Here is a 12,934-nt window from a genome sequence, read left to right on the forward strand (position 1 = left end):
AACTTTAAAAATTTAATTTGAAACTTATTTTTATCCAATAATATCCAACTTTGCGAAACGCAATAAAAGCTTCTTGATTCCACCCACTTCAAATTTTATCTCTGCTTTTTTATCTGCTCCTACACCTTCTAGATTTATAACTTGGCCACGTCCAAAACGCTCATGCATTACCACATTTCCGGCTGTAAGTTTATTATCAAACAAATTCGCAGCTCCAGAGGCATTAGGATTACCACCAATAGGTTTCAATTTACGTACATTTAAATCCGGTTTAGGCATATTATCACCGCTTGGAATAGGTGGTGTTCCGTTTGCAGGCTTTGCCAACCTGAGCTTGGATTTGTCTACATCGCCAAAAATATCTTTATCAATCATTGATTGGTATCGATACGAAGACTCTGCTGGTGTTAGGTATTCTAAATATTGCGAGTCAATTTCTTCAATAAAACGGGATGGTTCACTATCAGTCAGTTTTCCCCAGCGATAGCGCGATTGCGCATAAGTTAGATACGCTTGATGCTCCGCTCTAGTTAAAGCGACGTAAAATAAACGGCGCTCTTCCTCAAGTTCAGATCGAGTACTCATACTCATAGCTGAGGGAAACAAATCTTCCTCCATACCTACTACAAACACATGAGGAAACTCTAAGCCTTTAGCTAAATGTATTGTCATAAGTGCTACACGGTCTTCGTCACTTGTGTCTTTGTCTAAATCCGTAGCAAGGGCAACATCCTCCATAAATTCGCCCAAAGCTCCTCTAGCGCCATCAATCTCTTTTTGACCTTCGGTAAAATCTTTTATACCGTTTAATAATTCTTCAATGTTTTGGATCTTAGCCATTCCCTCGGGCGTAGCATCTTTTTTTAATTCTTGGACTAATCCTGTTTTTTTAGATACATGATCCGTAATATAAAATGCGTCTTGATTTTCATTAATTACTTGAAAACTTTGAATCATGGTTACAAAATCTTGAATTTTCTGTTTGGTACCTGAGTTCAACTTTAAATCAATTTTATCAATGTTCTGCATCACCTCATACATCGATCGTTTGTAGTGATTTGCCGCTACTACAATTTTTTCGATAGTAGTATTCCCTATTCCTCTTGCAGGATAATTAATAACGCGCATTAATGCCTCTTCATCCTTCGGATTTAAAACCAAACGCAAATAACAAAGTACATCTTTAATTTCTTTCCTCTGATAAAAAGAAAGCCCTCCGTAAATACGATACGGAATATCTCTTTTACGCAATGCATCCTCCATGGAACGAGACTGCGCATTGGTGCGATACAAAATAGCAAACTGACCATTAGTCATTTGGTTTTGCATTTTTTGTTCAAAAATAGTACTCGCAACAAAACGCCCCTCTTCAGCATCGGTCATAGAACGATGAATTTTTATCTTCGGTCCAAATTCATTTGCTGTCCAAACGATCTTGTCTAATTTTACTTTATTTTTCTCAATAATCGTATTTGCTGCCTCCACAATATTTTTTGTAGAACGGTAATTCTGCTCCAATCTAAAGGTCTTTACACCTTCATAATCTTTTTGAAAATTCAAGATGTTATTGATATTTGCACCCCTAAATGCGTAGATACTTTGAGCATCGTCACCTACTACACAGATATTTTGGAATTTATCAGATAAAGCTCTAACAATTAAATACTGAGAGTGGTTGGTATCTTGGTACTCATCTACTAAGATGTATCTAAAACGATTTTGATATTTCGCTAAAACTTCTGGAAAACGAGTTAATAATTCATTTGTTTTTAATAATAAATCATCAAAGTCCATTGCCCCTGATTTGAAGCAGCGATCAACATAATTTTGATAGATTTCACCCATTCTTGGCTTTTTTGCCATAGCATCCGTTTCTTGTAAATCTGGATCGTTAAAATAGGCTTTTACCGTAATCAAACTATTTTTAAAAGACGAAATACGACTTAATATTTGTTTGGGTTTGTAAATATCACGGTCCAATTGCATTTCCTTTATAATTCCTGAAATCGCTCTTAGAGAATCTTGTGAATCGTAAATTGTAAAATTAGAAGGATATCCTAACTTATCTGCTTCCGATCGTAGTATTCGTGCAAAAACCGAGTGAAAAGTTCCCATCCATAAATTCTTGGCTTCGCTTGAACCTACGATATCAGAGATACGGTTTTTCATTTCGCGAGCCGCTTTATTAGTAAAGGTCAGCGATAAGATATTGAAAGCATCGACACCTTGGTGCATTAAATAAGCAATTCTAATTGTCAGTACACGCGTTTTACCTGAACCAGCACCAGCAATAATAATCATTGGTCCGTCCTTTTGTAATACCGGTTCTCTTTGTGCTTCGTTAAGTTGGGAAATGTATTGTTGCATGAAAATTTTCTATTTATGCAAAAATAAGAATTTAAGAGTTAATAAAGTGGCATCTAATCTTTTTTTAAAGTGCTAAAACCATCTAATTTAAAGGCTTTTTATATGGAATAAAAACCATTATTGACTGCGTTATATTTATCTATTTACAAATGAAAAACATCATAGGCAAATCGAACTAGAGTAGCTATTACCACCACTAAAAAGAACACACGAATAAAACCGTTCCCTTTATTTATTGCTAGTTTAGCACCTAACCACCCACCAAAAGCATTGCTAGCAGCCATAGGAATAGCAATAGCCCAAATGATTTTTCCTTTTATCACAAATAAACAGATCGAACCAAAGTTAGTCGCTAAGTTTACCATTTTGGCATTAGCAGAAGCGTGTAAAAAATCAAATCCCATCAAAGCAATGAAAGCAACTACAAAAAAACTTCCTGTCCCAGGACCTATAAATCCGTCATAAAAGCCAACAATAACACTGATCAAAACAGCATTTATTATTTGTTGTGCATCAGACATATCTTTCGCGACATGTTGTCCAAAATTTTTCTTTGCGTACGTATAAATAGCCAAAAGTGACAAGATAAAAAGCAAGAGCGGTTTCATAAAATCATTACTCATATAGGTTAGTAGAGTTGATCCCAAAAAAGCGGAAGGCAATGCTAAAGCCATCATAATGAAAAGTAATTTCCAATTCATTGTCACTTTTTTCATGTACTGATATGCAGCGAAAGAAGTACCGCTGAACGCTGGAATTTTTAGTGTCCCAACTACTGTTGATACAGGTAAGTTAGGAAGTAAAACTAAACCAGCTGGCGTTTGAATTAAACCTCCTCCTCCAACAATAGCATCAATAAAACCTGCTACAAAGGCAGCGACACAAAGCAATGCAATAATATATGTTTCCATCTTATATATAAATCAAGGTCCTCAACATCATAATTATGCTTTATGATAAATCCCCATTTCCAATTGGTAAAAATAATAATCTATAAAGTTATTCCGTGCAATTTAGTCTTGAAATAGAAGCAAAAAGTATATTTTTGCTTTTTTAATTTGATATTTATGAACACAACCTTTTTTTTTGATATACTTGGCTATACAATTCCCGCTTTAATTACAGGAGTAGTTGCCTATTCACTTTTTAATGCACACTTTAAAGATCAGCAAAACAACAGACTTTGGCTAATTCAAAAAGACAATCAACAAACAGCTTTACCGTTGCGATTGCAAGCTTATGAGCGACTGACATTATTAATGGAACGAATTAATCCTTTACAATTAGTTAATCGTATCAGTCCAATATCAGACGATAAAAATGATTATAAAAATTATATTATAGCTCAAATCGAACAGGAAATCGAACATAACTTAACACAACAAATATATGTTTCGGAGAAATGTTGGGCAATTGTATTGACAGCCAAAAATGCCACTATTCAGATGATTAGAATAGCTACACAAAACGAAAAAGTTACTGATGCCAACAGCTTGAGAGAAGTTCTTATTACCGATTTACTGGATAAAACAGCACCAAGCAGTACTGCATTATCCTTTATAAAAAATGAGGTAAACGAATTGTTTTAGTAAAAACTATTCGATCAATAATCGCTTTAATTGAAACTGTTCTATTTCAGACAAATTAGGAAGTATTCTGTTAAAAGAAGTACGAGTCTCCTCATTCTTAAGCAATCGTCTGATAGTGTCGCGACCAAACTTTGAAAACTGCCACATGTGATGTGTTGTAGCGTTAACTAAATTTATCAGCACCTCATCGTTAAATAATTGAAAAGCAATTAATTTCTCTAAAGCATTCTGCCTAGTGATAGCTTCGTACTTAAATGAAGAATACAATACTAGTTCCCCTATTAATAACTTTTTATCCGCATTATAATCTTTAGTAGACAGTGCCAACGAAAGCCATAAAGTTCTTAGATTATAGTCGTTAAAACCAATCCAATCTTTGGTTTGATCTAAATAACTCACTCTTTGTTCTGGAAAATTCTTCCATAAATTATACAATGCTGTTTCCTGCGTTTCATATGATTTATCATGAAGCAAACTTTCATAAGAAGTCCTAAAATCTAAAGGTATTTTTGATAAAGAATTAGCTACTGCCATTCGAACCTCAATGTTTGAGGTAGCAAGAGCTAATCGTAGTAATTCTTTTTTCGACTCATAATTTTCATTTTTAAGTTGGTTAACAATAGCTACTTTTAGGTAGGCTGAAGTGTTTGATTCTAGAAGTTTGGTAAAAAATTGGAGTTTTTCTGCAATTGGTATGGTCTTCATTTTTTCTACTTCAAACAACAGTTGCATACTTTTGTTTTTTAGCAGTAAACCATTGGCTTCCTGAGTATTAAATACGGTTGATTCTAGCCAAACTTTACTAAAATTGGTAGTATCAAAATTCGATAATTTATGAATTTCATTAAATAAATCCTGAGTTTCTACGTTTTGAAAAGCATATCGCTTCAGATAATTTTTAATTACTTTTTTAAAAACTTTATCACCTAAGGATTCATGAATAACAAATAATGCCCAAGCCCCTTTTTGATAAAAACTCAATGAACTTGCTTTTTCATTCAATATTGGAATGCTATCTGTTCTAGAGGCAAATTTTATTTGCTGAGCTGATTCATGTAATTTAGCATAAAAATAGTCCTCACCTTTAATTTCTTTTTCTGCTAGTAAAGCATAATACGTTGCGAAGCCTTCTTGAAGCCAATGATCCTTACCACTTTTAGCCGTGATTAAATCACCAAACCATTGATGTGCCAGTTCATGAGCATCCACGCTTGTATAACTACGATCCTCGAATCCTATTTTGTCAACAATATATCTTCTAGAAAATATGGTCGCAGACGTATTTTCCATACCTGCATATAAAAAATCTCGTACAGGTACCTGTTTGTAAACATTCCACGGATATTTTACTCCTATTTTCTTCTCCATGAAATTAAAAATGGTTGCTGAATGTTGATAACTAGACTCCCAATTTCTTTGGTCTTCTTCTTCAATATACAATTCGATAGGCACTCCTGATTTTGCTTGAAGATGAGTAACTTGATATTTCCCTATAGCTAACATAAGTAAATAAGAACTCATAGGGTTTTTCATTTTAAATTCCCATATAGTCTCATCGTCTTGAATTGATTTTTGAACTAACTGACCATTTGAAATAACTTGATAACGAGAATCATAAATAATGGATAAATTAAAAATCAATTTTTCATTTACATCATCGAAACTTGGGAACCAATTGCTTGTATATCTCCCCTGCCCTTGCGTCCAAATTTGCGTGTCATTTTTTTCTTCAGAACCTAAGAAATAAAGCGCTTTTTGAGGTTTAGCCTTATATTCTAAATAAAGCGTATTGTCGCCTTTAATAAAAGGAGGAATGAACTGAATTTGTTTACCTGTATTTATAAATGGTATGTTTTTTCCATTTAGCTTTACTACAGAAAAGGCCATGTTTTGTGCATCGATGGTAATCGTATCTGTGAGTTCTAACCATTCAAATTTATAAATTACCTTTCCAGAGATGGACTTTTCTTTAGAATCTAATTTAAGTTCTGCCGATACCGATTTAAAATCGACAAACTTTGTTTGCTGCGCGAAAGCGAAAGAACATAAAAAAAGAAAGATAAATTTCATAAATAATAAATTAGAGCACCAAAGTTACATTCTTTCTAAAACAAATAGAACCCATATCTCGAGTTTACTAAAATAGAGTATTCAATTATGGAATTGAAAGTAGAAAAGATCATTGCTACTACTTTTTAAGTTTAGTTACTTCTCTCTTAAAATTAAAGCGAGCAAGATATCAAAGCGACATTTTTTAACGCGCCAAAGTGAATTTAAATATAGCTCCTTTCCCTAGCGAGGAATCCACGGTAATCTCGCCACCTAAGGCTTCTACAATTTTCTTGACAGTTGCTAGACCAATACCATTTCCTTTTTCACCAAAACGGTCTATCGATGTCACGGTTTCAAAAATTTCGAAAATCATCTCTTGATGCTCTTTCACAATGCCAGGTCCATTGTCACTAACAATGATTTCATATTGGCCTTTTGTTTCAGTAATATCAATTGTTATTTCAATCTTTTCTTTGTCATTATATTTTATCGCATTGGTCAATAAGTTTACCAAAATTTGCTCTAAAGCCGACTTGTTGGCCAACAATTCTTCTGTATTCGATTTGAATACTATTGAACAATTATTATGAAAGGCAAAAAGACTAGTGATTTCCTTTTCTAATCGAACAACACTTATGTTTGTGTTTTTCTCCTTATCAATCACATTTGATTTACTATAATCTAGTAAGCTGTCTATTAGCTCTTTTAATCTCTCTGAAGAACTTTTTATTAAAGATAAAATTTGTGTTCCCTCTTGGTCAATAGACTCTTTATAATTGTATAAAAACATATCTGTAAGTCCGGATATATTATGCAAAGGCGATTTTAAATCATGCGCAGCAACATAAGCAAAACGCTCTAAAGCTAGATTTTTCTTCTCTAACTCAACCAAAGCTTTTTCCAATTGTTTTTTATGTAGTCTTAGCTCTAACAATTTCATCGTTTGCTCTGAAAGCGCTTTCAACGAATTGATTTGTTCAACAGATAATACTCTAGGCTGATGATCAATAACGCAGATAGTTCCTAATGGTAAACCGTCTTCATTCTTTAATGGTATTCCTGCATAAAACACAATATTTGGCTGCCCTGTGACCACAGGATTATCATGAAATCTAAAATCATCCCTAGCATCTGGAACTATAAAAATATTTTTGGGATCGTTAATAGCGTGTCCACAAAAAGAGACAGATCTTGGCGTTTCTGAAATATCTAAACCTTGACGAGACTTAAACCACTGCCTATTTTCATCTACAAAGGTTATTAGAGCAATTGGTGTATTGCATATGTGAGAAGCTATCTTCGTTAAATTTTCGTAATCAGCTTCCGGCAAACTGTCAAGTATCGAATAGGACTCAAGTATTTTAAGTCGTTCTTCTTCCTGATTAAATTTCTGTGGTTCAATCATGTTTAACTATTTCCTTTCTTTTTTATTTCACCAATTTTATCTTAATCAAATTAGTTAATTTGTCAACTTAGACAAATAACTCAATGTGATTTTGCGTAAAAATAAAACATAATCAATGCTGTGACTAAAACTGTCTCCTTTTTTATAGAAACTTTATGAAGTTAAAAAAATTAAAGTACTGTAGACTACAAGAAGAAATTAATAGCTAAGCCATAAAGATTAACTAGTACTAATTGATAATCAAATAGAAACAAACAGTTAATCTAGATTAGGAACGGTATAGTTGGAGAGCACACTCTTCTCCTTCATTAATTCTTCAATTTCTTGCCATTTTCTTGGCGCCTCTACACTTAAATTGAGGGGGCCATCAGGCGTAATTAGAATGTCATCTTCAATTCGTACTCCAATTCCCCACCATTTTTTATCACAATTACTACCATTGGGTATATAAATACCTGGTTCAATAGTAATTACCATATTACTCTCTAGAGCATTGTAAGCGCCTGGATCGTGAACATCTAAGCCTATGTGATGACCTAAACCATGTGGGAAATATTGATTCCCATCTGCTTCAGATTTTACAATGCCAAGTTTTAATAACCCTTTATTAATTATTTGGCGAGCAATACCGTCAAGGGATCCAAATGTTACGCCCACTTTTGAAGCAGCTATTCCCGCTTCTTGAGCCTGATATACTAAATCATATATCAATTTTTGTTCCACTGTAAATTTTCCGTTGGCAGGTATGGTTCGTGTAACATCAGCATTATAACCGTGATATTCAGCGCCAACATCCATTAAAACCAAATCATTTTCAACCTTAGTTTTACTGTTTTCGATATAGTGTAGAATGCAACCATTATTACCTGCTCCTACTATAGATGGATAGCCTTCAAACTCGCTACCATATTTTCTATAAACAAATTCATGAATCCCCTGAATTTCAGTTTCAGACATCCCCGTGTGCATCGCTTTCATAACCTCTCTTTGAGCGATAGCTGAAATACGAACCGCTTTAGTTAATAATTTTAACTCTTCTGTACCTTTAATTTCACGTAAGCTGGCCATAAAACTCGGAATAGCATTGGTATTAAAGTTCTCTTTCTTACTAGCTGTAATACTCTTGCTCTTAACATCTCCAATTCCTTTTGAATCACTCTTTGAAATCACAGCTGTCTTGTACCCTATTTGAGCCTTGAACGATTCTATTAACTTATACAAATCAGCTTTATCTCTAAGAGCAGAGTCGCCATTGTCCTCTTTGAATTCTTTAAATAACACGGAATCAAAATTAGAGAAATTAATCCCAGACTTTAAGAATATTTCGCCATTGTAAGCAGCTGAAAAACCTAAATCTTTTTTTGCTCCTGCAATACCCAATCTAATACCTGTCCATTGCTCCTCACTCGGGTTCTTTTCTTGAACGTAAATTAACTCGTTATATTTATTCCCATCTGCAGACAGTTGATCTCCTGAAAAAAGCACCAAAACACAATTAGGCTCTTTATATCCTGTTAAATAGTAAAAATCTGGATCTTGATGATAGACATAATCTACGTCATTTGCTCTATTGCGTACTGGATTACCAAAAAACACTGCGACACTATTAAAAGGCATTAAAGCCCGAAAAGCTTGTCTTCGCTCTTTATGAAATTGTGCTGATAAATAATCGGAGGGATTTCCGTTTTGACCAATGGCTGTGGTAACGAAGCATAATGCAAGGATACAAAAGAGGGTGTTTTTAAGCATTTAACAAATAGTATTCAATTAATATTAAAATAAATATAAATATTTTCATCTTGAAAATACTTAATAAAGTAAGAATTTATATAAAAAAAAGTACTTAAAATAGAAATCTACAACGGTATGAGATACTCTTTAAAATCCTAGATACTAAGCCATATCTTGATACATCTTAAGCAGTTGACTAACGGAATTCCAGTTTCGGATTGTAGCGGTTACATTTAGTTTTTTCTCAATGTATTTTTGATCTAATCTTGTTTTCCCTGCACCAACTGCATATTTAATAAATATTTTATTAGCGTCAATACTAGCTTCGTCAGGTTTAAATTGGCTAATTTTTAGATCATTTATATTTTCTGAGCGAAGTTCTTTTGAGATAAAAGCAACGTATAATTTTTTATGATCGACCTCTTTTTCTTTTAAAAAAGGATTATTCACTAAACAACTTTCCAAATGATTTTGACCAATTACAATAGTAGGAACATCATAACCAAATACTTTAAAGATTTCTTGTTTGATTTTGAATCCGACAGTCGCTGCATCTTCTTCTTTACTTGTCACAAAAACATTTCCTGACTGAATATATGTTATTACATTTGTGAATCCCATATTCTCAAGCATTTTTTGTAAAGCATCCATTTTGATCATGTTGTGACCAGATACATTTATTCCTCGCAGTAAAGCCAAATGAGTTGTCATAATTTATATGTTTTTTTTTTCTATTATTTACCCAAAGGTATTCTCTTTCTATTGATAATCATAATCAGCACGAAGTGGCATCCAATTCTTCTCGTCGTAGCTACAACAAAAGCGGATTACTAAATTTGTACTTTTACTACCACTTTTTTAACCTTGGTTACATCACCAACTCGTATACAAGGGCGATGTAAATCATCTGGAAAAAACAAGGTAAACATGCCTGCTCCTACTTTAATATAAGACGTTTCTCCCTCATAAAAAGTATAGTCTTTATCTACATCAAATGATTGAATTTTTTGATTTCCCTTTGTAGTAATACCCATCATCTCGGTTCCTTGAACCATATATTGAATATCAATATATTTAGTATGTCCCTCAAGAAAACAATCCTTCTCGTCCTTTGTATCATATTCTTGAACAATAGCGAAAATTGCTTTACCATCGATTTCATATGTCCCTACTGCGATAGCTAATAAATCTGAGGTGTTGATAAAGTTAAAACCTGCAGCCAATCGTTCCGTAATATTGGCATACAGTCCATAATTTTTAATTGAGTCTAAAACCATTTTTAATTTTTTTCGTTGTAATGCAAATATGAAAATTAAAATACATTGTTTTTCATTCTAATTATTTTTTTTCAAAATTGAGTTAATTCTGAATTTCCTATTTACCTATTTAAAAACTATCTTCGTTCTTTGAATTTACTATCAAAATTATTCCCAATAAATTTAAAATGTCAAACAATCTTTTACTTACACCTATAGAATATTTGAAAGGCGTTGGACCCAATAGAGGTACATTGCTACGCAAAGAATTAGGAATACATAAGTACGGAGATTTATTAAATCTTTATCCCAATAGATACATTGATAGAACCCGATACTATAAAATAAACGAAATACAAAATAATGTTACCGAGGTTCAAATTATTGGAAAAATAATAAACATCAAAACGGTTGAATTTGGAAAAGGGAGAAAACGTCTTGTTGCTACTTTTGTAGATGACACGGGACAAATGGAACTTGTTTGGTTTCAAGGTCATAAATGGGTTCGTGAATCTTTAAAACTTAATGAAGTTCTTGTGATTTTTGGCAAATGTACGTCGTTCAACGGAATGTATAATATGGCGCATCCCGAAATAGAATTGTTGGCTGAACATGAAAAAAGTCTCCGCTCTGCCATGCAAGCCGTGTATCCTTCTACGGAAACCCTAACCAATAGAGGTATTACAAATCGTGGTATTAATAAAATGATGCAGCAGTTGTTTCTAGAAACGCAAGCTTTGTTTATAGAAACCATCCCCGATTATTTATTACAGGAATTGAAGCTCATTCCTAAAAACACTGCTTTATTTAATATTCATTTCCCCAAAAGTGCCGATGCCTTGGCGAAAGCTCAATTCCGACTTAAATTTGAAGAATTGTTTTTTATTCAATTACAATTGATAATGAAAAACAAGATTCAGAAACATAAAATTAAAGGACATCCTTTTGCAAAAGTGGGCGATTACTTTACTGATTTTTATCAAAATCACTTACCTTTTGAATTAACAGGAGCGCAAAAAAGAGTAATAAAAGAAATCCGAACGGATATGGGAAGCAACGCCCAAATGAATCGCTTGTTACAAGGAGACGTAGGTTCTGGAAAAACTATTGTAGCTTTTATGAGTATTTTATTGGCTATAGACAATGGTTTTCAGGCTTGCTTGATGGCTCCCACTGAAATTTTAGCAAATCAACACTTTATTGGACTTTCAGAATTAGCCAATAAATCAAACATAACTATTAAAATACTTACGGGCTCTACTAAAATAGCCGCTCGTAGAGTTTTACATGAAGAATTAGAAAACGGAACTTTACAAATACTAATTGGTACTCACGCCTTATTAGAGGATAAAGTCAAATTTAAAAACTTAGGATTAGCGGTTATCGATGAGCAGCATCGTTTTGGAGTAGAACAACGTTCTAAATTATGGAAAAAAAATACGATTCCGCCTCACGTATTAGTTATGACTGCCACTCCTATTCCGCGAACGCTTGCTATGAGTTTATACGGCGATTTAGACATATCCGTAATTGATGAGCTACCTCCTGGTCGAAAACCCATACAAACAGTGCACCGCTTTGATAGCAATCGACTAAAAGTATGGAAATTTATTAGAGACGAAATTGCTATTGGTAGACAAATTTACATTGTCTACCCATTGATACAAGAATCAGAAAAAATGGATTTCAAAGACCTTATGGATGGTTACGAAAGTATATCACGTGATTTCCCTTTACCACAATATGCCATTTCGATTTTACATGGTAAAATGAAGCCTGCAGAAAAAGATGCTGAGATGAAACGATTCTCAGATGGAAAAACGAATATTATGGTCGCAACCACTGTAATCGAGGTAGGTGTCAATGTACCTAATGCCTCTGTTATGATCATTGAAAGTGCCGAACGTTTTGGACTTTCTCAACTACATCAATTGCGTGGTCGCGTAGGACGTGGCGCTGATCAAAGTTATTGTATCCTTATGACAAGTCACAAACTAAGTGCCGACAGCAAAACACGAATGGAAACGATGGTTAGTACCAATGATGGATTTGAAATCGCAGAGGTAGATTTAAAACTTCGAGGACCGGGAAATTTAATGGGAACACAACAAAGCGGTGTATTAAATTTGCAAATAGCCGATATTGTCAAGGACAAAGATATTTTAGCCCTAGCGAGACACCATGCTTTAAAAATTTTGCAAACTGACATTGCAATGGAGCGACCAGAACATGCTACTATGCGTGCTGTATATATTGAACTAACCAAGAAAAAAAATATTTGGAATTATATAAGTTAATTTTTTTATCAACAGATTAAACCTTTAAGTTTTTTTTAAGTCTAAGTCAAAAACGGACATTCGTCCGTCAATTATAAATAGCAGACCTTATTTTACACAATTAGGTCATTTAACGAGATTAATTTGCAGTTAATGCAAAAATGAATAGGTAAAATACAATAAAATTATTTGTATGTACAACTGTTAAATAAACTCTAATGATAATACAATTGCAAATTGGAATACATAAGTTTGCTT

9 protein-coding genes are annotated in these 12,934 nt (G+C 33.5%); 2 read left to right on the forward strand and 7 right to left on the reverse strand.

Going from position 1 to position 12,934, the window contains the following annotated elements; all coding sequences use genetic code 11:
• Positions 1–30: 30 nt before the first annotated feature.
• Together H8R22_RS11170 and H8R22_RS11175 are read right to left on the reverse strand one after the other, a co-directional pair.
• The gene (locus H8R22_RS11170) at positions 31–2,367 is read right to left on the reverse strand and encodes an ATP-dependent helicase (protein ID WP_187010464.1); all 2,337 of its coding nucleotides are present in this window, start codon (positions 2,365–2,367) and stop codon (positions 31–33) included.
• 143 nt (positions 2,368–2,510) lie between these two features.
• Positions 2,511–3,278 (reverse strand): sulfite exporter TauE/SafE family protein, encoded by a 768-nt coding sequence (locus tag H8R22_RS11175; RefSeq protein WP_187010465.1) that lies wholly within the window; start codon positions 3,276–3,278, stop codon positions 2,511–2,513.
• Between the two features lie 156 nt (positions 3,279–3,434).
• On the opposite strand from H8R22_RS11175, the gene H8R22_RS11180 reads away from it, so the two are divergent.
• Positions 3,435–3,956 carry a DUF7935 family protein gene (locus H8R22_RS11180; RefSeq protein WP_187010466.1) on the forward strand — a complete coding sequence of 174 codons (522 nt, stop codon included), beginning with the start codon at positions 3,435–3,437 and terminating at the stop codon, positions 3,954–3,956.
• Positions 3,957–3,962: 6 nt separating this feature from the next.
• Here H8R22_RS11180 and H8R22_RS11185 read toward each other — a convergent pair whose 3' ends face one another.
• The 5 genes from H8R22_RS11185 to H8R22_RS11205 form a co-directional block, all read right to left on the reverse strand.
• Positions 3,963–6,026 carry a M1 family metallopeptidase gene (locus H8R22_RS11185; RefSeq protein ID WP_187010467.1) on the reverse strand — a complete coding sequence of 688 codons (2,064 nt, stop codon included), beginning with the start codon at positions 6,024–6,026 and terminating at the stop codon, positions 3,963–3,965.
• A gap of 184 nt (positions 6,027–6,210) precedes the next feature.
• Positions 6,211–7,413: a sensor histidine kinase gene (locus tag H8R22_RS11190; protein ID WP_187010468.1), complete on the reverse strand. Its 1,203-nt coding sequence runs from the start codon at positions 7,411–7,413 to the stop codon at positions 6,211–6,213.
• A 258-nt stretch (positions 7,414–7,671) separates the two neighbouring features.
• On the reverse strand, positions 7,672–9,162 hold the full coding sequence (locus H8R22_RS11195) for an aminopeptidase P family protein (protein WP_187010469.1): 1,491 nt from the start codon (positions 9,160–9,162) through the stop codon (positions 7,672–7,674).
• A gap of 144 nt (positions 9,163–9,306) precedes the next feature.
• Positions 9,307–9,855: a DUF1697 domain-containing protein gene (locus H8R22_RS11200; protein WP_187010470.1), complete on the reverse strand. Its 549-nt coding sequence runs from the start codon at positions 9,853–9,855 to the stop codon at positions 9,307–9,309.
• A gap of 119 nt (positions 9,856–9,974) precedes the next feature.
• Positions 9,975–10,421 carry a YhcH/YjgK/YiaL family protein gene (locus H8R22_RS11205; protein WP_187010471.1) on the reverse strand — a complete coding sequence of 149 codons (447 nt, stop codon included), beginning with the start codon at positions 10,419–10,421 and terminating at the stop codon, positions 9,975–9,977.
• 167 nt (positions 10,422–10,588) lie between these two features.
• Here H8R22_RS11205 and recG point away from each other — a divergent pair, with 167 nt between their 5' ends.
• Positions 10,589–12,697 carry an ATP-dependent DNA helicase RecG gene (gene recG, locus H8R22_RS11210; RefSeq protein ID WP_187010472.1) on the forward strand — a complete coding sequence of 703 codons (2,109 nt, stop codon included), beginning with the start codon at positions 10,589–10,591 and terminating at the stop codon, positions 12,695–12,697.
• Positions 12,698–12,934 lie beyond the last annotated feature (237 nt).

Origin of the sequence: Flavobacterium kayseriense, from assembly GCF_014305095.1 — a bacterium.
Taxonomy (GTDB): Bacteria; Bacteroidota; Bacteroidia; order Flavobacteriales; family Flavobacteriaceae; genus Flavobacterium; species Flavobacterium kayseriense.

Bases quoted from the DNA above. Each gene is read 5' to 3' on its own strand.
- H8R22_RS11175 (WP_187010465.1), bottom strand. From the start codon at position 3,278: ATGGAAACATATATTATTGCATTGCTTTGTGTCGCTGCCTTTGTAGCA.
- H8R22_RS11190 (WP_187010468.1), bottom strand. From the start codon at position 7,413: ATGATTGAACCACAGAAATTTAATCAGGAAGAAGAACGACTTAAAATA.
- H8R22_RS11200 (WP_187010470.1), bottom strand. From the start codon at position 9,855: ATGACAACTCATTTGGCTTTACTGCGAGGAATAAATGTATCTGGTCAC.
- H8R22_RS11170 (WP_187010464.1), bottom strand. From the start codon at position 2,367: ATGCAACAATACATTTCCCAACTTAACGAAGCACAAAGAGAACCGGTA.
- H8R22_RS11185 (WP_187010467.1), bottom strand. From the start codon at position 6,026: ATGAAATTTATCTTTCTTTTTTTATGTTCTTTCGCTTTCGCGCAGCAA.
- H8R22_RS11205 (WP_187010471.1), bottom strand. From the start codon at position 10,421: ATGGTTTTAGACTCAATTAAAAATTATGGACTGTATGCCAATATTACG.
- H8R22_RS11180 (WP_187010466.1), top strand. From the start codon at position 3,435: ATGAACACAACCTTTTTTTTTGATATACTTGGCTATACAATTCCCGCT.
- H8R22_RS11195 (WP_187010469.1), bottom strand. From the start codon at position 9,162: ATGCTTAAAAACACCCTCTTTTGTATCCTTGCATTATGCTTCGTTACC.
- recG (WP_187010472.1), top strand. From the start codon at position 10,589: ATGTCAAACAATCTTTTACTTACACCTATAGAATATTTGAAAGGCGTT.